At 65.1% G+C, this 20,681-nt stretch carries 15 protein-coding genes; 6 read left to right on the forward strand and 9 right to left on the reverse strand.

Features of this window, described 5'->3' with window-relative positions; genetic code table 11:
- Positions 1 to 200: 200 nt before the first annotated feature.
- Positions 201 to 1,022, reverse strand: coding sequence for a trehalose-phosphatase (gene otsB / locus DCG74_RS02805; protein ID WP_172788246.1), 822 nt, complete (start codon positions 1,020 to 1,022; stop codon positions 201 to 203).
- 4 nt (positions 1,023 to 1,026) lie between these two features.
- Positions 1,027 to 2,511, reverse strand: coding sequence for an MFS transporter (locus DCG74_RS02810; RefSeq protein WP_172788245.1), 1,485 nt, complete (start codon positions 2,509 to 2,511; stop codon positions 1,027 to 1,029).
- 181 nt (positions 2,512 to 2,692) lie between these two features.
- Between DCG74_RS02810 and DCG74_RS02815 the strand changes: the two genes are divergently transcribed.
- Positions 2,693 to 3,073: a DUF3175 domain-containing protein gene (locus tag DCG74_RS02815; protein ID WP_172788244.1), complete on the forward strand. Its 381-nt coding sequence runs from the start codon at positions 2,693 to 2,695 to the stop codon at positions 3,071 to 3,073.
- 113 nt (positions 3,074 to 3,186) lie between these two features.
- On the opposite strand, the gene DCG74_RS02820 is transcribed toward DCG74_RS02815, so the two are convergent.
- Positions 3,187 to 5,235: a methyl-accepting chemotaxis protein gene (locus DCG74_RS02820; protein ID WP_172788243.1), complete on the reverse strand. Its 2,049-nt coding sequence runs from the start codon at positions 5,233 to 5,235 to the stop codon at positions 3,187 to 3,189.
- Between the two features lie 159 nt (positions 5,236 to 5,394).
- Positions 5,395 to 7,434, reverse strand: coding sequence for a methyl-accepting chemotaxis protein (locus DCG74_RS02825; protein WP_172788242.1), 2,040 nt, complete (start codon positions 7,432 to 7,434; stop codon positions 5,395 to 5,397).
- 266 nt (positions 7,435 to 7,700) lie between these two features.
- On the opposite strand from DCG74_RS02825, the gene DCG74_RS02830 reads away from it, so the two are divergent.
- The gene (locus tag DCG74_RS02830) at positions 7,701 to 8,867 is read left to right on the forward strand and encodes an FIST N-terminal domain-containing protein (protein WP_172788241.1); all 1,167 of its coding nucleotides are present in this window, start codon (positions 7,701 to 7,703) and stop codon (positions 8,865 to 8,867) included.
- A gap of 5 nt (positions 8,868 to 8,872) precedes the next feature.
- A complete protein-coding gene (locus DCG74_RS02835) occupies positions 8,873 to 10,228 on the forward strand; it encodes a hybrid sensor histidine kinase/response regulator (protein WP_172788319.1) in 1,356 nt (451 codons plus the stop codon).
- 142 nt (positions 10,229 to 10,370) lie between these two features.
- Here the strand turns inward: DCG74_RS02835 and DCG74_RS02840 are convergent, their stop codons facing one another.
- The 5 genes from DCG74_RS02840 to DCG74_RS02860 all read right to left on the reverse strand — a co-directional run bounded on the left by DCG74_RS02840 (position 10,371) and on the right by DCG74_RS02860 (position 16,001).
- Positions 10,371 to 11,066: a response regulator transcription factor gene (locus DCG74_RS02840; RefSeq protein WP_172788318.1), complete on the reverse strand. Its 696-nt coding sequence runs from the start codon at positions 11,064 to 11,066 to the stop codon at positions 10,371 to 10,373.
- 115 nt (positions 11,067 to 11,181) lie between these two features.
- Positions 11,182 to 11,874: a response regulator transcription factor gene (locus DCG74_RS02845; protein ID WP_172788317.1), complete on the reverse strand. Its 693-nt coding sequence runs from the start codon at positions 11,872 to 11,874 to the stop codon at positions 11,182 to 11,184.
- 153 nt (positions 11,875 to 12,027) lie between these two features.
- Positions 12,028 to 13,203 carry a c-type cytochrome gene (locus tag DCG74_RS02850; protein ID WP_172788240.1) on the reverse strand — a complete coding sequence of 392 codons (1,176 nt, stop codon included), beginning with the start codon at positions 13,201 to 13,203 and terminating at the stop codon, positions 12,028 to 12,030.
- Between the two features lie 143 nt (positions 13,204 to 13,346).
- Positions 13,347 to 15,062 carry a PQQ-dependent methanol/ethanol family dehydrogenase gene (locus tag DCG74_RS02855; protein ID WP_246571711.1) on the reverse strand — a complete coding sequence of 572 codons (1,716 nt, stop codon included), beginning with the start codon at positions 15,060 to 15,062 and terminating at the stop codon, positions 13,347 to 13,349.
- Positions 15,063 to 15,551: 489 nt separating this feature from the next.
- Positions 15,552 to 16,001, reverse strand: a complete 450-nt coding sequence (locus DCG74_RS02860; RefSeq protein ID WP_172788239.1) for a carbon monoxide dehydrogenase subunit G — start codon at positions 15,999 to 16,001, stop codon at positions 15,552 to 15,554.
- A gap of 691 nt (positions 16,002 to 16,692) precedes the next feature.
- On the opposite strand from DCG74_RS02860, the gene DCG74_RS02865 reads away from it, so the two are divergent.
- The 3 genes from DCG74_RS02865 (at position 16,693) to DCG74_RS02875 (ending at position 20,419) form a co-directional block, all read left to right on the forward strand.
- Positions 16,693 to 17,178, forward strand: coding sequence for a (2Fe-2S)-binding protein (locus tag DCG74_RS02865; protein WP_025032739.1), 486 nt, complete (start codon positions 16,693 to 16,695; stop codon positions 17,176 to 17,178).
- Positions 17,179 to 17,262: 84 nt separating this feature from the next.
- The gene (locus DCG74_RS02870) at positions 17,263 to 19,605 is read left to right on the forward strand and encodes a xanthine dehydrogenase family protein molybdopterin-binding subunit (protein ID WP_172788238.1); all 2,343 of its coding nucleotides are present in this window, start codon (positions 17,263 to 17,265) and stop codon (positions 19,603 to 19,605) included.
- Positions 19,606 to 19,618: 13 nt separating this feature from the next.
- Positions 19,619 to 20,419 carry a xanthine dehydrogenase family protein subunit M gene (locus DCG74_RS02875; protein ID WP_172788237.1) on the forward strand — a complete coding sequence of 267 codons (801 nt, stop codon included), beginning with the start codon at positions 19,619 to 19,621 and terminating at the stop codon, positions 20,417 to 20,419.
- Positions 20,420 to 20,681 lie beyond the last annotated feature (262 nt).

The following is a 20,681-nucleotide window of genomic DNA, read 5'->3' on the forward strand; positions in this document are numbered from 1 at the left end:
TCATCAATATGGTTCCTGATCATCGTTTCAACCAATTGAAACCAAAATCGGGCGTGCGCGTTGGAACTGGTTTTCCTCACGGAACCCGGGAATATCGCTGCAAAGACAGCGTTTCCGGCCCGACTGCGCAGCATGCATCGCGGCGCGCAATGGCGCTGCGATGAAAGCCTTTATGTCTGCGAGATGGCGCTGCCTTGGTTTCACCTGGGATCGAGCAGGTGCGCCAGGAACGCACGCACATCCGCCGGCGCATCGAAGTGGCCATTCACACCCATGGCGCGGCGGCCGACCGAGAACGCAAGCCCGTCCATGTCGGGCATGATCGCGAACACGGTCTCGTCCGTGACGTCATCACCGATGAATAGCGGACGACGTCCTTTGAACGGCGCGTGCTTCATCAACTCGCGCACGCCGCTCGCCTTGGTGAATCCGGAATGCTTGATCTCGCAGACGAACTTGCCGGGCAGCACCTCGATCGGTGCACTCGGCAGATCGGCCCGGATCAGCGAGACGGATTCGTAGATCGCCTTCTCCGCATGCGGCGCCAGGCGGTAATGCAGCGCGAGCGAATAGCCCTTGTCCTCGAGCAGGATTCCGGGGCTGAGCTTGGCAATGGCGGCGAGGCGTCGCTTCAGCTCCTTGTCGAGCGGCGGCGCGTGCAGGGCATCCGCTTCACTGTCCACCGCCAGCCGCATCTCCGCGCCGTGGCCGGCGACGGCGCGAAATACATCGGGCGCGAAGATCAGGTCGATGTCGTTGAGCGAGCGGCCGCTGACCAGCGCCAGCGCCCCGGAGGTGCGCTCGGTCAGATGCTTCAGTGTTTCCGACAGGCCCGGTGGCACCCACACCTCGCGCGGCGTCGGCATCAGCTCGAGCAGCGTACCGTCGATGTCGAGCAGAATGGCGATTTCATCGAGATGCGGCACCAACGCATGCGGCACTGGCACCGTTTCCGGCGTCTCGTCGTCATCAGGTGTGGTGAGCTTCTGGTCCAACGCCATTTCCGCAAGTTCCGATTTCATCAGTCTACTCCATAAAGGCGAGCGGCCGCGCGATATGTTCGAGCGATTTGCGCTCGGCAGCGACGGCATAGCGCCACGCCACGATCGCGGCCGCGATCATCAGGACGGCGCCCAGCAGATAGCCGGCGAACACGCTGGTTCGCGATCCCGTGTCGATCAGTGCGCCGAACAGCGCCGGCCCGATCACGCCGCCGATGCCGGTGCCGACCGCATAGAACACCGCGATCGCCAGCGCGCGAACCTCCAGCGGAAACGTCTCGCTGACGGTGAGATAGGCCGCGCTCGCGGCGGGCGATGCGAAGAAGAAGATCACCATCCAGGCGATGGTCTGCCCCTGCGCGCTCAGCACGCCGATCGAGAACAAATAGCCTGACAGCGCCAGCAGCACGCCCGATGCGCCATAGGTGAACATGATCATGGTGCGGCGGCCGAGCGTATCGAACAGGCGGCCGAGCAGCAGCGGCCCGAGGAAATTGCCGGCCGCGAAGGGCAGCAAGTACCAGCCGACGTGATCGGCGCTGATGCCGTAGAAATCGGTCAGCACCAGCGCGAAGGTGAAGAAGATGGCGTTGTAGAAGAATGCCTGCGCGCTCATCAGCGCGAGGCCGACCAGGGCGCGCTGGCGGTAGACCGAGAACAAGGTGTGGACGACCTCGGCGATCGGCGTGTGATCGCGCATTCTCAGGCGGATCTTCGGGAAGCGACCCTCGCCCGTGTCCTGGCCATGCCCGGTCACCGAGCGTTCGATCTCGTCGACGATGGCGTGGGCCTCGTCGGGACGGCCGTGGATCATCAGCCAGCGCGGGCTCTCCGGAATCCACATCCGCATCAGGAGCACGACGAGGCCGAGGATTGCGCCGATCAGATAAGCGAGGCGCCAGCCGAGATCGGGGCCGATAACAGCGGGATCGAGCAGCACGATGGCGGCGACCGCGCCCATGGCAGCGCCGATCCAGAAGCTGCCGTTGATCACGAGATCGGTCCAGCCGCGATAGCGCGCGGGCACCAACTCCTGGATCGTCGAGTTGATCGCGGTGTACTCGCCGCCGATGCCGGCGCCGGTGAGGAAGCGGAACAGCGCATAGCTCGCGACGTCCCACGACAGCGCAGTCGCGGCCGTTGCCGAGAGATAGAGCGCGAGCGTGATGAAGAACAGCTTCTTGCGGCCGATACGATCGGTCAGCCAGCCGAAGCCGAGCGCACCGAGCACGGCGCCGGCGAGATAGGCGGAGTTGGCGATGCCGAGATCGAGATTGGAGAAATGCAGCGACGGGCTCTGCTTCAGCGCCCCGGAGAGCGCACCCGCCAGCGTCACCTCGAGACCGTCGAGAATCCAGGTGATGCCCAGCGCGAGCACGACGCGCGTGTGAAATCCGCTCCACGGCAGCGCATCGAGCCGCGCGGGAATGCTGGTCTCGACGATGCGGTCGGTCGCGGCCGCCGGGACGACGGGTGCATAGTTCAGCGCTGGGCTTTGCTGCAATTCCATCGGCTTGCTGCGTCTGATCAATGGAAGCGACCCCGTTTCACACGACGTGGACGGGGTCGATCCGATCATCGGGGTGCGGCAATCTGCCTGCCACGTGCGACAACGTTTGCGATGAGGCCGGGTTCCCGCGGAACGCCCGGGGGCACCGCTCGTTTCCGCTGGAGCCGCAAGGAGTTGGCGCATGGCTCAGGTCAGAAAGACGACACATTCTCGAAACAGCGGCCCGCGCAAGACGGCCCCCAAGGCAAGCACCCGGCGTAGCGCGGCCGCGCCCAAGAGCACGAAACGCGCCACAAGGCGCTGGTCGCAGCGCGTGACAGAGGAGAGCGATGCGCTCGACCTCAAGCAAGGGGTGTTCAAGCTCACGAGCGCGAAGAGGATCGCGGCTTCGTTGAAGCGCTCGGCCGAGCACAGCTCGCGACGCAAGACCGGCGCCTATCGCTCGGCGCTGTCGATGCTGACCTTCTACATCAACCGCGCCGGCAAGACGCTGCCGAAGACGCAGCGCACGCGGCTGGAGCGGGCCAAGGTCGAGCTGAAGCGGGCGTTCGGAAGGAAGTGAGATTTGTAGGGTGGGTTAGGGGAAGCCGTAACCCACCGTTCCACTCCCGGCCGTGACATCAAGGTGGTGGATTGCGCTTCGCTAATCTACCCTACGCGTTCTTCCCGCGGTCTCTACGCCGCCCTGATATTGCCCATGAAGCGGTCGAGCTCGGCGCGAAGACGGGTGCTTTCGCTCGACAGCGTCTTGGCCGAGTTCAGCACCTCTTCCGAGGCCGAGCCGGTCTCGGCGGCGCCGCGGTTGACCTGGCCGATGTCGGTGGCCGCGGTCTGGGTGCCCTGCGCGACGGTCTGAACGCTGCGGGCGATCTCCTGGGTGGCGGCGCCCTGCTGCTCCACCGCGCTCGCGATCGAGGTCGAGATCGACGAGATCTGGCCGATCGTCGCGCCGATCTCCTTGATCGCGGCGACCGATTCGGCGGTCGCGCCCTGCATCCCTGCAATGTGCGAGGAGATCTCGTCGGTCGCCTTCGCGGTCTGGCTCGCCAGCGACTTCACCTCGCTCGCCACGACCGCGAAGCCGCGGCCGGCTTCGCCGGCGCGGGCCGCCTCGATGGTGGCGTTGAGCGCGAGCAGATTGGTCTGCTCGGCAATCGCGGTGATCAGCTTGACCACCTCGCCGATCTGCTGGGCGGCATGCGACAGCTTGCCGATGCGGCCGTCGGTCTCCTTGGCCTGCATGACGGCAGCCTCTGCGATGCGGCTGGAATCGCGCACCTGGCGGCCGATCTCCTCGACCGAGGCCGACAGCTCTTCGGTCGCGGTCGCGACCGACTGCATGTTGGAGGAGGCCTGCTCGGAGACGCCGGCGACCTGGCTCGACAGGCTCTGCGTGGTCTCGGCGGTGCGGGTCAGCGTGGAGGCCGCCGATTCCAGCTGCACGGCCGAGGCCGAGACGTTGGAGACGATGGCGCCGACCGCGCTCTCGAAATCGTCGGCAAACCGGATCAGCTCGGCGCGGCGGCTGGCGGCCTGCTCGCGGTTCTGCACTTCGCTCGCGGCGGCGTCGCGCTCGGCCTTGGCAACAGCCTGGATCTTGAACTCCTCGACCGCGCCGGCCATCTCGCCGATCTCGTCCTTGCGGCCCAAGCCGGGCAGCACGACGTCGAAATTGCCGGAGGCGAGCTCGCGCATCGCCTTGCACATCGCGATCATCGGCCGCGAGATGCCGTTGCCGAGCCACAAGGCCAGCACGATGCCGACAGCCAGCCCGCCGAGCGCCATCATCAGCATCAGCTGCTCGGTCTCTCCGATCGTCGCATTGGCGCTCGCCTCGATGCGTTGCTGGTCGGCGGTGAGATCCGAACGCAGCTCGGCCGAGAGCTTGAGGATGGTTGCCGCAGTCTTGGTCATCTCGCCGTTCAGCTTGACGACGACCTTCACGTTCTCGGTCAGCTTTGCGAACGAGGCGCGGTATTGCTTCAGGAGATCGCCGATCTCCTTGACGCGATCCGTGATCTTCTGGTCGTTCGCGTAGACGGAGACCAGCAATGTCTCGAGGAACTTGATGCGGGCGATCACGCCGTCAGCGGTCTTCGGCTCCGGCTTGGCCACGAAGGCGCTGACCGAGGTGGAGACTGCCAGATATTGCGAGGTGATGTCCTTGGCCGTGGTCTGCACCGAGGCGAGGCCCGCCAGCGCCGCGGTGTCGGCGAGATCGTCGAATTTGAAACGGATCTTGTTGCCGACACTGTTGAGTTCGTCGGCCGCGATCTTGCCGTTCTCGCGCGTCAGCGCGATGATCTCGCTGAAGACTTTCGTAAAGCTCTGGAATTCGGCTTCGAGCTTGCCGACCTGCTCACGGCGGGCCGCGCCAGTCGTCGCAGCCATCGACTTGGCGATCGCGTTCTTCAGATTCCCCTCAGCGGCCTTGGCTGCAGTCTCGTCATCCACGGCGCCGGTCAGGGTATAAGCTCGGGTCAGCCCCTGATAGGCGATCAGCTCGCGATCGACCGTCCGCGCCTGGTCGGCTTCCGCTACGCTGGTGCGGTAGGATGCCACGGCGCCTGCGATCCGCTCGAAGCCGAAATAGGCGAACGCCATGCTGCCGGCGAGGATGGCGAGCACCGCCACGAAGCCGAGGATGATTTTTGCGCGAAAACGCAGCGTTGGCAGCTTCGATTGGCTCGACTTCGATTGGCTCGACTTGGACTTCACCGACATTCCCCCACCCCATTCCATTCGCGGAAAACCAGGCGCAGCCGGGAAGCAGCCCGCTTCCTGACTCGTGTGCACGGTAACCGGCAAAGGATAAGCTGCGGTAAATTTGTGGCGCCGCAACTGGCAGTTAGGTGGCGTAGGGATTTGTTAAGGCGCGCCTTCCTAGGCCGCCCGAATATTTGCCATGAAGCGGTCGAGCTCGGCGCGAAGACGGGTGCTTTCGCTCGACAGCGTCTTGGCCGAGTTCAGCACCTCTTCCGAGGCCGAGCCGGTCTCGGCGGCGCCGCGGTTGACCTGGCCGATGTCGGTGGCCGCGGTCTGGGTGCCCTGCGCGACGGTCTGAACGCTGCGGGCGATCTCCTGGGTGGCGGCGCCCTGCTGCTCCACCGCGCTCGCGATCGAGGTCGAGATCGACGAGATCTGGCCGATCGTCGCGCCGATCTCCTTGATCGCGGCGACCGATTCGGCGGTCGCGCCCTGCATCCCTGCAATGTGCGAGGAGATCTCGTCGGTCGCCTTCGCGGTCTGGCTCGCCAGCGACTTCACCTCGCTCGCCACGACCGCGAAGCCGCGGCCGGCTTCGCCGGCGCGGGCCGCCTCGATGGTGGCGTTGAGCGCGAGCAGATTGGTCTGCTCGGCAATCGCGGTGATCAGCTTGACCACCTCGCCGATCTGCTGGGCGGCATGCGACAGCTTGCCGATGCGGCCGTCGGTCTCCTTGGCCTGCATGACGGCAGCCTCTGCGATGCGGCTGGAATCGCGCACCTGGCGGCCGATCTCCTCGACCGAGGCCGACAGCTCTTCGGTCGCGGTCGCGACCGACTGCATGTTGGAGGAGGCCTGCTCGGAGACGCCGGCGACCTGGCTCGACAGGCTCTGCGTGGTCTCGGCGGTGCGGGTCAGCGTGGAGGCCGCCGATTCCAGCTGCACGGCCGAGGCCGAGACGTTGGAGACGATGGCGCCGACCGCGCTCTCGAAATCGTCGGCAAACCGGATCAGCTCGGCGCGGCGGCTGGCGGCCTGCTCGCGGTTCTGCACTTCGCTCGCGGCGGCGTCGCGCTCGGCCTTGGCAACAGCCTGGATCTTGAACTCCTCGACCGCGCCGGCCATCTCGCCGATCTCGTCCTTGCGGCCCAAGCCGGGCAGCACGACGTCGAAATTGCCGGAGGCGAGCTCGCGCATCGCCTTGCACATCGCGATCATCGGCCGCGAGATGCCGGTGGCGAGCAGCAGGGCGAGGACCGCGCCGAGCAGCGTGCCGCCGACGGCCAGCATCAGCACCAGCTGCTCGGTCTGCCCGATGGTCGCCTCCGACTCCGAATCGAGCCGCTGCTGCTCGGCGACGAGGTCCGCCTTCATGGCGGTGGCTCCTTGCTGGATCGCACCAGCCGAGCCGCTCATCTCGGTGACGAGGTCATCGACCAGCTTGGCGTTGGCGATGAGCTTCTCCAGCGCTTCGCGATAGGCTCCGAGAATGGTCTTGGCGTCCTTCAGGCCAGCGACGATCTTGTCGTCCATGGAATAGACGGCACCGAGCGAGTTCTCGACGAATTTGAGCCGTGCCAGCGCGCTTGTCGCGATCGCCTGGTCGGACGTCAGCACGAAATTGATCGCCGCTGCGCTCGCAGTCTGGAACTGGGCGTTGACCTGCTTGGTGCCGAACTCGATCGCCTGCGCCTCGGAATCGGAGGCATTGTTGCCGATGTCGTCGAGCTTGTATTTCAGGAGGTTGGCTTGGCGCTGCAGCTGGTTCTGCACCAGCAGCGCACTGTCGCGCTTGGCCTGCAGCACCTTGGCGAAGGTCGCGGAGAAATTGGAGAACTCCTTGGCGAGCTTGTTGAGGCTTTCCTGCCGCGCCGGCTTCTTGGCGCCCTTGATGGCCTGATCGACGGCGTTCTTCAGGCTGGCCTCGGCGTCGAGCGCCGCCTTGGCGTCGTCTTCCTTGCCGGTGACCACGAAATATTTGACGGCCGAACGATAGGCGAGCAGCTCGCGGTCGATGTTGCGGGCGAGATCGGCCTCCGACACGCTGCTGCGGTACGATCCGACCCCGGAGGCGACCCGCTCGAAACCGAAATAGGAGAAGGCCATGCTGCCGGCGGAGATCACCAGCACGGCGGCGAAGCCGAGGATGATTTTTGCGCGGAACCTGAGGGTCGGAAAAAGTGCACGCTTCGACGGCGACGCGGTACGCCCGGACATTCCCAACCCCCAGCTCATGTTCTTTCAGCATTCTGCGGTCCGGAAGCAGCCCGTTCCGAACCATGCGCAAAATTAGGGCAGAATCCTCAAGGGGTGGTAAATCCGCGCGGTCTGCGTCCTGAGTGGAGGCGTTCCTCCCGTGCTGATCCGGGCTGGCGCGCGACGGCTGCCGTGTTGCGGCGACCTGCAAAACGCCTTACTCTCGAATACTTATCAGGCACTTGTCAGGCACTTGGCGTTAGACCAAGCCTCGAGGGAGAAACGGAGTGGGGCAAACCGATTTCCGGTTTGGCGGTGCGTCGGGCGTTGCCGTGGCCAAGTCGAAGGCCGCGAGCGTCGATGGCGCCGTGGCCGAGCTCGCGGCCCAGCTCCCGTCCGACGGACTGGCGCTGCTCCTGGTGTTCCTCTCCCCCAGCTACGATCCCCATCACTTCATCGCCGAGGTCAGCCGGCAATTCGACGACACACAGGTCTGCGGTTGCACCACCGCAGGCGAGCTTGCCCCCGATGGCTGGGACGAGAACAGCGTCGTGGCGCTGGCGTTCAGCCGTGCCGACTTCTCCGCGGTGGTTCGGCCCATCTTCAACCTCGACAGCTTCCGCGTCGAGGACGGCCGCAGGGTCGGCGGCGAGCTCCGGCACGAGCTGTTGCGGGCCACGCCGCAGGTCGAGCGCGGCAGTCCCTTCGGCCTGGTCCTGATCGACGGCCTGTGCCGCCGCGAAGAAGCGGTGATGTCCGCGATCTATGCATCGCTGGACGATATTCCGGTCGTCGGCGGGTCCGCGGGCGACGGGCTGCGCTTCGAGAAGACGTTCGTGTTCTTCGACGGCAAGGCACACAGTAATGCCGCCCTGCTGATCCTGCTCAACACCTCGTTGCCGTTCCGCGTCTTCAAGTGCGACAATTTCGAGCCGCAGGCGCAGAAGATGGTGGTGACCGAGGCGGACATCGAAAACCGCACGGTCCGGGAGCTGAACGCCGAGCCTGCTGCGCAGGAATATTCGCGCGTGGTCGGCATCATGGACGCCAAGCTCGATCCGTTCTCCTTCGCCTCGCATCCGGTCCTGGTCCGCGTCGGCGGCGCCTATTACGCGCGCTCGATCCAGCGCGTCGAGCCGGACGGCTCGCTGCACTTCTTCTGCGCCATCGACGAGGGCATGGTGCTGACCGCGGCGACGTCGCGCAGCCTGGTCGGCGCGGCCCGCGAGACGTTCGCCGACATCCGCGACCAGATCGGAGACGTCTCGCTCTATATCGGCTTCGAGTGCCTGCTCCGCCGGCTCGATGCCGAGCAGCATCAGCTCGCCCGCGACATGTCCGAACTGTACCGGCAGAACCGCGTGGTCGGCTTTCACACCTACGGCGAGCAGTTCGGCTCCATGCATGTGAACCAGACCTTCACGGGGGTTGCGATCGGAAGGCGCCCGTCGTGACGGACATGTGGCAGGGGCCTGATGCGGTCGACCAGCTCAGGCGCGAGGCCGCCAAGCTGAGGAAGATCAATGCCGCGCTGATGTCGCGCGTCGAGCGCTCGATGGACCAGCAGCTCAACGCCTTTTCATTGTTCGAAACCGCCATCGCGCTCGACCACAAGGTTCGCGACCGGACGCACCAATTGCGCGAAGCGCTGCATTCGGTCGAGCGCGCCAATGAGGGGCTCTACCGCGCCAAGCAGCAGGCGGAAGCGGCAAGCTCGCTGAAATCCTCGGTGCTGATCTCGGTCACCCACGATCTGTTGCAACCACTCAACGCGGCGCGCCTGACCCTGTCCGCGCTGACGGAGATGATGGAGTCGCAGGAAGCGGGCGTGCTGATCGACCAGGCGAGCCGCTCGCTGGTGATGCTGGAGGACCTGCTGCGCTCACTGCTGGAGATCGCCAAGCTCGACGCCGGCGCACTCAAGCCCGACGTGCGCGCGATCGCGCTGGCGCCCCTGTTCGAGCAGCTCCGCAACGAATTCGAGCCGGTCACCGCGCGGCAAGGCCTGTCCTTGCGCATCCGCAGCTCAAAGCTGGCGGTGATGTCGGATGCGATGATGCTGCGGCGGATCCTGCAGAACCTGCTCGCCAATGCCATTCGCTACACTCGCAGCGGCGGCGTCGTGATGGGATGCCGGCCGCGCGGCGGCCAGATCTGCGTCCAGGTCTCCGACACCGGACCCGGCATCGCGCAGGCGCAGCAGGAGGCGATCTTCCGCGAATTCCAGCGCGGCGATGCCACGGCGGCCGACCAGGCCGGCTTCGGGCTCGGCCTCTCCATCGTCCGCCGCTTCGCAAGCGAGCTCGGGCACGAGGTGCGGCTGTCGTCGCAGCTCGGCAGGGGATCGACCTTCACCCTGGAGCTGGAGCCGGCCGACCTCGCTGACGTCGCCGACGAGGTGCAGGAGGTCGCGCCCGCCGCGCGTCACTACGATTACAGCGGGCTCGAAGGCGCCAAGATCCTGCTGATCGAGAACGATCCGAACGGCTCGGAGGCGATGGCCGCGCTGCTGGAGGGATGGGGCTGCGACGTCGCGACCACGCGATCGGGCGCGGACGCGCTCGTGCGCCTCAACGAGCTCGGCGGCGCGCCCGATGTCGTGATCGCCGACCTCCATCTCGATCACGGCGAGAGCGGCCTGTCGGCCATCACCGACGTGCGGGAGCATTTGAAACTCGACACGCCCGCCATGATCATCACCGCCGACTATTCCGAACAGGCGGCGAAGCAGGCGAGCCTCCAGGGCCTCGAAGTGCTGAAGAAGCCGATCAAGCCGGCCGAGATGCGGGCGCTGCTGTCGTTCCTGCTGAGCTGAAGCCGCACTCGGCGCACATCAAAAGTTGAAAACAACCCCATGCACCGTACCGGTAGCATCTTACAGCGTGACATGGCTTTGACCTGTCAATGAATTAGCTGCCGCTGAGACAAGTCCCGCCTGGCAAAAAGCGGGATTCTAATCACTGCCGATCCGGCGGAGCATGCTCGCGCCGTGCCGGAGCCCCCTCGCTGGCCAGCGTCGCGAAATCGATCCGGGACATTTCGACGATGGCCTTGGTGCGGCTGAGCACGTTGAGCTTGCGCAGGATGTCGGAGACGTGGACCTTCACCGTGGTCTCGGAGATATTCAGCTCGAAGGCGATCTGCTTGTTCTGCAGGCCGCGCTTGAGCATTTCGAGCACGCGCAATTGCTGCGGCGTCAGCTCGTGCAGGCGTTTCAGGAGATCCTGCGCGGGGCCGGCGGCGCGGTGCGGGCGGACCAGCCCGCGATAGGCGGCAGGGACACAGACCGCGCCGCGCAGCACCTCGCCGATCGACTGCGCCAGATCCTGCTTGGAGGACGATTTGAGGATGTAGCCGGAGACGCCGAGCGACAAGGCGCCGGACATGATCTGCGGATCCTGATGCCCGGACACGATGACGACCGGAATCCTGGGAAAGGCCTTGCGGATGCGGATGATCCCCGAAAGGCCTGTGGTGCCCGGCATCGACAGATCGAGCAGGATGAGGTCGAGCTCGGCAGCCGCCGCGGCCTGCTCGAGCGCACCGTCGACCGACGTCGCCTGAAGGATCTCGGCGGCCGGCGCCACCAACTGCAGCGCGCCCTCGAGGGCCTCGCAAAACAACGGATGGTCTTCGACGATCAGAAATCGCATCACGTGTGAGCCATTCCTGGTTGATCGGCCAGAGGATCGACGGGGTCGGTGTCGAAACGAGAATGTCCCAGCCGGATCAGACCGGCTTGATCCAGATCAAGCGGTATATTGCGCGTCATTGCGGCCGCCCGCGGTCGGCCCGCGCATAAGGCCGCGCCTTGGGATCCGGCAGGTCCACCTTGCCGATCTCGATGATCGCCTTGTTGCGGCTGAACAGGCCGAGCTTGCGCAGAATTTCGGTGATATGCGCCTTCACCGTGGATTCGGCGAGCTGAAGCTCCTGGCCGATCTGCCGGTTCGGATAGCCGCGCCGCAGCAGCTCGAGCACGCGAAGCTGCTGCGGGGTAAGCTCGCGCAGCTTGACCTCGAGCGCCTTGCTGGCCTCGGCCCGGCGCCGCTGCGGCGTTGCCACGAAATCCTTCGGCACCGATACCGATCCATTCAGCACGCCCTCGATCGATTGCGCCAGCTCGCGCTTCGACAGCGACTTCGGCAGATAACCGGCGGCTCCCAGCTCCAGCGCCTCGCGGACGACGCGCTGGTCCTCCTCGCTCGACACGATGGCGACAGGCAGGCGCGGATGGGCCTCGCGCAAGCGCAGAAAGCCGGAGAAGCCGGTCGCATCCGGCAGCGAGAGGTCGAGCAACGCGAGGTCGATGCCCTCGCCCTGCTCGGCCGTCAGGATATGAAGGGCATCCTCGATCGACACCGCCTCGACAATCCGCGCCTCTGGCAAGGCCAGCCGCACCGCATTGCCGAGCGCCTCGCGAAACAGCGGATGATCGTCGACGATCAGGAAGCTGGTCATGGCGCCTTCACAGGACTGCACCGCCGAATGCTGCACCGTATGGGCATCCGCCGCCGCTGCGGAAGAGGCGGAACCATCCGACATCCGTCCGGCACCGGGATGGTGCCGGATGGACGCTACCACATCCTCCTGATCGGGTTCGGTCAAGACCGTTCAGTCGTTCGATTCGGTCTGGACCGTCAGCAGGAAGGAATAGATGCTGTCGAACTGGTCATCGGTATAGACCTCCTTCCAGGCCGGCATGCCCTTGTTCGGCCGTCCCTCGTGCACGGTCGTCCAGTACTTCTCGCGCATCTCGTCGCCGTAGCGGTGACGCAGCAGCCGCAGATCGATCTTCCGCTCGCTCTGGATCGCGTCGGGACCGTGGCAATGCGCGCAGGTTCCGTTGAAGATCTCCTTGCCCGCGCCGACGGCCTCAGCGCCTGCCGCGGCCGCGTCGCCCTTGGTCTCGGTCGCCACCACATTGGCGACCTGCACCACGCCGGCTCCGGTTCCCGTCCCCGTCGTGACCGCCGGCACCGCACCGAAGCGAACCGGCGCGCCGCTCGGCAAACCGTATTTCGCGGCGAGCTCGCCGATCGTGCCCTGAAGCTGCGGCAGCACGGCATTGACGCGGTCGCGCAGCTCGGTCGAGGTCTTGGCGAAGCCGATGGCGGCATCCCATGACAGGCCTTCGCCCTCGGTGAGCTCGATCTGGTAGCGGCCGTCGTAGCTGGTCTTGTTCAGCCAGCCGGCGACCGGTCCCCAGATGAAGGCGACGTCGGCCTTGCCCTGGTCGAGCGCCTGCATGCCCTCCTCGGGCGACAGCACCGTCACCTTCTGGATGTCGTCGCGGCTCGCGAGCAGGTTTTGCGGCGTGCTGGCGAACTGCACGGCGACACGCTTGCCCTTGAGGCCGTCGATGCCGCCGACCGCCGCGCCCTTGGCGGCCACGAGGGCATAGCCCTCCTTCGCGAAGGCCTCGGAGAAGATCACGGCCGGGCCCATGAAATCCTCGGACCGCGGCAGGCCGATCATGGCGTCGCATTGCTTGCCGAGCAGCGTGACGCGCACGGTGCGCTTGCCGAAATAGGATTTGTACCAGTCATAGGCGATCGGCCGGCCGAGCGCCTGCGCCAGGGCCTGTCCGATCTCGACATAGAAGCCCGGCTTCGACGAGCTATCGCTCGAGAATGGCAGGTTGGTCGGATCGGCGCAGAGGCGGAACGGCTGCGCTTCCTCGGCCTGCAGCGGCGAGGCCGGACCGATCAGCGCCGCGGCGGCACATGCGAGCAGGCCTGCGATGGCGCGATGTCGGCTCGCACCGGTGGCGGAATGATTCGAACGCATCCTCGTCTCCCTTGCGTTGGCTTTGTTGCGCCGGAACTTTGTTGAGCCAGGCGCGGCGGCAGCAGGCACCGGCCGATGCCGCAGCTAAAGTCTGGAGAAAGCGCGCGCGTATCCCGTCACCTCGAGGATACGCGCGCGAGTTGTCACTGGACGGAGAACACGAAGAGCGAACCGCCCTCGGGGGCTGCGGCCGTCATCTTCTTTCCTACCTCGCCCAGGAACGCAGGCAGCGCAGCGGTGCGGCCGACGACGATGGCGACATATTGCTTGCCGTCGACCTGATAGGTCACCGGGCCTGCGCCGATGCCGGAGCCGAGATTCTTGCTCCACAGCACCTTGCCGGACTTCGCATCGATGGCACGGAAGTCGCCATGGATGTTGCCGGCAAACACGAGCCCGCCGCCGGTGGTCAGCGTGCCGCCGTTGAAGGGCAGGTCTTCCTTGATCGACCAGACCTTCTTCTGCGCGACCGGATCCCAGGCGACGAGCTCGCCGAGGAAGCCGCCGGGGCCTTCCTTGGTCGGGAATTCGGCGCCGAGATAGAACACGCCGCGCTTGTAGGCGACATCGCTGACCGACCAGTCCATGCAGACGTTGTTGGACGGGATGTAGACGAGGCCGGTCTGCGGGTTGAACGACATCGGCTGCCAGTTCTTGCCGCCGATCAGGTTCGGGCAGATGTCCTTGGCCGGATGGTTCGGCCCGGGACGCTTGTCGGGATCCTCGACCGCGCGCATCGTAGCGACGTCCCACTTCTGGGCCCAGTTGGAGAACACGTATTTCTCCGCCGACAGCACCTTGCCGGTCTCGCGATTGGCGACGAAGAAGAAGCCGTTGCGGTCAGCCTTCATCAGCGCCGGAACGGTGCTGCCGCCGATCTTGAGATCCGCGAGCACGGCTTCGTTGACGCCGTCATAGTCCCAGGCGTCGGCCGGCGTGGTCTGAATGTGCCACTTGATCTTGCCGGTGTTGGGATCGAGCGCGAGCGTCGAAGCCGTGTAGAGGTTGGTCAGCTTGCCGAAATTGCCGTCGCCGGTCGAACGCACCGCCGTGTTCCACGGACCGGGATTGCTGGTGCCCCAATAAACCGTGTCGCTCTTCGGATCGTAGGAGCCGACCAGCCAGGCCGCACCGCCGCCATGCTGGGCGGAATCGCCCTTCCAGGAATCGCCACCGGGTTCCTCCGGCGAAGGAACGGTGTAGGTCTGCCACACCTGCTTGCCGGTGTTGATGTCGAAGGCCAGCAGCGCGCCGCGCACGCCGTATTCGCCGCCGCCGAAACCGGTGATGACCTTGTCGCGCACGACGAGCGGCGGCGAGGTGATGACCGAGCCCTGCTTGTAGTCGACCACCTTCGCCGTCCACAGCGACTTGCCGGTCGCGGCATCAAGCGCGGTCAGCTTGCCGTCGAGGCGGCCGACGAAGATCTTGCCGTCGGCATAGGAGACGCCGCGGCTGTTCACGTCGCAGCAGGCGTATTGCAGCACGTCCTCGGGAATGTCGGGCTCCCAGGTCCATTTGCGCTGCCCCGTCGCCGCATCGAGCGCATAGACGTATTTCGGACCCCACGAGCTCGAAACATAGAGCGTGTTGCCGACGACGATCGGCGAGGATTCGTTCGAACGCAGCGACGCCAGCGAGAAGGAATAAGCGAGCGTCAGCTTGCCGGCGTTCTCGGTGTTGATCTGCTTGAGCGGGCTGAAGCGCGTGTTGCCGTAATCGTGGCCGGCAACGGCCCACTGATTCGAATCGGATTGCGCCTTGAGCAGGGAGTCGTTGGCGCGAACGCCAGGTGTAACGGCGGCAAGCATCGCAATCGTGGAGATGCCGGCCAAGAAGCCCTTCGTTCCAAAGGTCATGTATCCCTCCGCGGTGTTGTTGTGCACGCCTCGTTGGGCGCCTGAGCGCGTTGCGCTCGTGATGGGCAGTTCGCCTGCGAGCCATCGTTCGAAATTACAGCATCGCTTTTTCGCGCTTAGTATAGGCGGAAGGTAGTAGTGCAAATCATTGGCGGCTTTCGCCGCTCATCTCGTTGTCGCGCCTCACGTCCTGCCCTTGTTTTGCAGCTCGAAATGCGCCATCGGATGTGGGCAACATCGCGCCGCAATCCGATTCTCTCCGCGCATCGCGGTGTATCGCATATCCTTGTGGCGCTGGCCTGCGCGCACGCCTCGTCTCTTCGAGACGGCGCTTACGCGCCTCCTCAGGATGAGGCTAATCAGCATCGGCGCTTGTTGAACCTGCTGCCGCGCACTCCGCCCTCATCCTGAGGAGCCCGCCCAAAGCGGGCGTCTCGAAGGATGGCTGCAGGAAAAAAACTCGGATCCGACAGCCCTGCCGCCCCTGGGTTACGATGATGGCGCTACCACGCCTGCAAAACTTTCGAAGAAATTCGCGGCGAGTTTTCGCGACGTCGAGTCGATCAGGCGCGAGCCGAGCTGTGCGAGCTTGCCGCCGATCTGCGCGTCAGCCTCGTAGTGCAGGATGGTGACGTCAGGCGATTCTTCTTCCAGCCTGACCTTCGCGCCGCCCTTGGCAAAGCCGGCGACGCCGCCGGCGCCCTCACCGACGATGCGGTAGCCATTGGGCGCATCGATGTCGGTCAGCGTCACCTTGCCGCTGAACGTCGCCTTGACCGGGCCGACCTTCAGCACCACGGTCGCCGTCATCTCGGTCGGCGATGCCATCTCGAGCGATTGGCAGCCGGGAATGCAGCGCCTGAGAATTTCGGGATCGTTGAGCGCAGCCCACACCGTGGCCTTCGACGCCGGGATCCGCTGACTGTCGTTCATCTGCATCGCTTCCACCCTTGTTGCCGTTGCTTGTACGGCTCCACTAGGAGGGCGCGCGGCCGCATTCAATCGCCAGGAAGTACTAGTGCTGCTTTTTCGGACCATTCACTCGTTGTCATTCCGGGGCGCGCCTCTTGGCGCGAACCCGGAATCCATTTCCGCGCGGACTCTGCGGCCCGATGGATTCCGGGCTCCCTCGCTCCGCTCGGGCCCCGGAATGACGGAGTGGGCTGTACTGGCCGACGCGGCTTGACGGCGGCACTTCGCTGCACTGCCATAAGCAAAATCAAAGACTTAAGCCGTGACGTCCTACTACCAAGATCGCGATTACAAAGGCGGGGGCGCATGCTCCTATTCGCGCAACGAGCAAGGCACCCGAGGGAGGAAGGACGCACGACCGGGCCGAAGTCCAGGGGCAAGGGGCTAGGATGACCACGGCACGCGCGACCAGGTCACGCGCCTATTATGGTGGCAGCCGAGCACGCCATCGCAGAGGCTAGCTGCGACTTTCCGCGTGTCTTTCGCAACGTCGCAGCACGTGACGGCGGCGGCACGAGACATCGTGGCCGAATCGCACATCGGCGACCGTCACCACGATGACCCTTCCATGACCGCGGTCAGCAAAAACCCAGTTGCAAAGTTTCGTTCGCGCTGTCTCTAATTAGAACCAATCAAAATCACTTTGGGAGGACTTCAAGTGTCTACAGTCAAACTGACGGTCAACGGCAAGGCCGTTGCTGTCGATGTCGAGGACCGCACGCTGCTGGTCCAGCTCCTGCGCGATCACCTCAACCTGACCGGCACCCATGTCGGGTGCGACACCAGCCAGTGCGGCGCTTGCGTCGTGCACATGGACGGCCGTGCGGTGAAATCCTGCACCATGCTGGCAGGGCAGGCCGACGGCGCCAACGTCACCACGATCGAGGGCATCGCCAAGGGCGACGAGCTGCACCCGATGCAGGCCGCCTTCCGCGACAATCACGGCCTGCAGTGCGGCTATTGCACGCCGGGCATGATTATGTCGGCGATCGACATCGTGCAGCGCCATGGTGGACAGCTCGACGAGGCGACCGTCCGCACCGAGCTCGAAGGCAATATCTGCCGCTGCACCGGCTATCACAACATCGTCAAGGCCGTGCTGGATGCGGCCGGCCGCATGAAGGTCTCGCAGGCGGCCGAGTAACCGGCGCGCCTCGAAACAAGTACCACCGTCGCAGCTGTCGATGGACAGCGCGGTCAAGGAAATTTCCGGTCGGGAGGACCAGACATGGGTGTTGAAGGCATCGGCGCACGCGTGGTGCGCAAGGAAGACAAGCGTTTCATTACCGGCAAGGGCCGTTACGTCGACGACATCAAGTTGACGGGCATGACCCATGCCTATTTCATCCGCAGCCCGCACGCGCACGCGAAGGTCAAGAAGATCGACTCGTCCGCGGCGCTGAAGATGCCGGGCGTGGTCGCAGTGCTCACCGGACAGCAGCTGGTCGACGACAAGGTCGGCAATCTCATCTGCGGCTGGGCCATCACCTCCAAGGACGGCAGCCCGATGAAAATGGGCGCATGGCCGGCGATGGCGCCGGAGACGGTGCGCTTCGTCGGACAGGCGGTTGCGGTCGTGATCGCCGACAGCAAGAATCTCGCGCGCGACGCGGCGGAAGCCGTCGTGGTCGATTACGAGGAGCTTCCCGCGGTCGCCGACATGCACGCCGCCATCAAGTCCGGCGCGCCGCAGCTTCATCCCGAGGCGCCCGGCAACCAGGTCTATGACTGGGTGATCGGCGACGAGGGCGCGGTGAATGCCGCCTTCTCGAAAGCCGCCAATGTGGTGAAGCTCGACGTGACCAACAACCGGCTCGCGCCGAATGCGATGGAGCCGCGCGCGGCGATCGCCGATTACGACACCGCCGAGGAGCACTTCACCCTCTATACGACGTCGCAGAACCCGCACGTCGCGCGTCTCGTGCTCTCGGCGTTCTACAACATCGCCCCCGAGCACAAGCTGCGCGTGATCGCGCCCGACGTCGGCGGCGGCTTCGGCTCCAAGATCTTCATCTATCCCGAGGAAATGGTGGCGCTATGGGCCTCGAAGAAGGTCGGCCGTCCCGTCAAGTGGACCGGCGACCGCACCGAAGCCTTCCTCACCGACGCGCATGGCCGCGATCACATCACCCATGCCGAGATGGCCTTCGACGCCAACAACAAGATCGTCGGCCTCAAGGTGAAGACCTACGCCAATTTCGGCGCCTACATGTCGCTGTTCTCGTCCTCGGTGCCGACCTATCTCTACGCGACGCTGCTGTCGGGCCAGTACAACATCCCGGCGATCCACGCCGAGGTGATCGGGGTCTACACCAACACCACACCGGTCGACGCCTATCGCGGCGCGGGCCGGCCCGAGGCGAGCTATCTGATCGAACGACTGATGGAGACGGCGGCGCGGCAGCTGAACGTCGATCCGGCCCAGTTGCGGCGGACCAACTTCATCACCCAGTTCCCGCACCAGACGCCTGTCATCATGGCCTACGACACCGGCGACTTTAACGCTTCCCTCGATGCGGCGATGAAGGCGATCGACTATGCCGGCTTCCCTGCGCGCAAGGCCAAGGCGAAGGCGGACGGCAAGCTGCGCGGCATCGGCGTGTCCTGCTACATCGAGGCCTGCGGCATCGCGCCGTCGAAGGCGGTCGGCAGCCTGGGCGCCGGCGTGGGCCTATGGGAATCGGCCGAGGTGCGCGTCAATCCGGTCGGCACCATCGAGATCCTCACCGGCTCGCACAGCCACGGTCAGGGCCACGAGACCACCTTCTGCCAGCTCGTCGCGGAGCGCCTGGGCGTTCCGATCAGCCAGGTCTCGATCGTTCATGGCGACACCGACAAGGTGCAGTTCGGCATGGGCACCTACGGCTCGCGCTCGGCGGCCGTGGGCCTCACCGCGATCCTGAAGGCGATGGAGAAGATGGAATCCAAGGCCAAGAAGATCGCGGCGCACGCGCTGGAAGCGTCGGAAGCCGACATCGTCATCGAGAACGGCGAGTTCAAGGTAACAGGCACCGACAAGGCGATTGCCCTGCCGATGGTCGCGCTCGCGGCCTATACGGCGCACAATCTGCCTGACGGGATGGAGCCGGGCCTGAAGGAGAGCGCCTTCTACGATCCGACCAACTTCACCTTCCCGGCCGGCGCCTATATCTGCGAGCTCGAGGTCGATCCCGGCACCGGCAAGACCTCCTTCGTCAACTTCGTCGCGGCCGACGATTTCGGCCGGCTGATCAATCCAATGATCGTCGAAGGCCAGGTCCATGGCGGCCTCGTGCAGGGCATCGGGCAGGCGTTGCTCGAGCATGCTATCTATGATGCCAACGGCCAGCCGGTCACGGCCTCGTTCATGGATTACGCCATGCCGCGCGCCGACGACGTGCCGTCGTTCAACCTGTCCCACACCACGACGCTGTGCCCGGGCAATCCGCTCGGCATCAAGGGGTGCGGTGAGGCCGGCGCGATCGGCGCATCGGCGGCCGTGATCAACGCGATCACGGATGCGATCGGCAAGAACAACCTGGAAATGCCCGCAACCCCCGACCGGGTGTGGCGCACGATCCACGCGGCTTAAGGGAGGACCGAAGATGTACCAGACGACCTATCATCGCGCTTCCTCGGTCGACGAAGCCGCCAGCCTGTTCGCCAAGGGCAGCGAGTCGAAGTTCCTCGCCGGCGGCCAGACGCTGCTTCCGGTCATGAAGCAGCGCCTTGCTAGCCCCTCCGACGTCATCGATCTCGGCAAGATCAAGGAGCTGCAGGGTGTCGAGCTGTCGGGCGACACGCTGACCATCAAGGCCGCCACGACCTATTACGACATTATGACGAATGGCGATGTGAAGAAGGCGATCCCCGCGATTGCCTATCTCACCTCGGTGCTCGGCGATCCCGCCGTGCGGTATCGCGGCACGATCGGCGGCTCGATCGCCAACAATGATCCGGCCGCGGATTTCCCGGCCGCGCTGCTCGCACTCGGCGCCACCGTGAAGACCAACAAGCGGTCGATTGCGGCCGATGATTTCTTCCAGGGCCTGTTCACGACGGCGCTGGAAGACGGCGAGATCATCACCGCCGTGTCGTTCCCCGTGCCGGCGAAGGCAGGTTACGAGAAGATGCGGCATCCGGCGTCGCGCTTCGCGCTGACCGGCGTGTTCGTGGCGCAGACCAAGTCAGGCGAGGTTCGGGTGGCCGCCACCGGCGCCTCGCAAACCGGTGTGATGCGGGTGCCGGCGATCGAAGCGGCGCTGAAGGCGAACTGGTCGCCGTCGGCGATCGACGGCGTCAGCATCTCGGCGAACGGATTGCTGGCCGACATCCACGGCACGGCAGAGTATCGCGCCAATCTGATCAAGGTGATGGCGCAACGCGCGGTCGCCACTGCGCGCTGACGATCGCAATTTAGACGACAAGGCAAGTTCTCTCACTCCCTCTCCCCGTTCTTACGGGGAGAGGGTGGGGTGAGGGGCTGCCTCCGCTTATTCGATGCATCTTGCATGCGATCAGGTGCAGGAGAGATCTTTGATCGCGGTCGGCTGATTGCCATGCCCCTCACCCGGAATTCGCGCGGCGCGCGAATTCCGACCTCTCCCCGCGCAGAGCGGGGAGAGGTTAAGACAGCGTCTCCACGCAAATTTTCCGCGGCGCGCACTT

This window comes from Bradyrhizobium sp. WBAH42 (assembly GCF_024585265.1).
GTDB lineage: Bacteria > Pseudomonadota > Alphaproteobacteria > Rhizobiales > Xanthobacteraceae > Bradyrhizobium.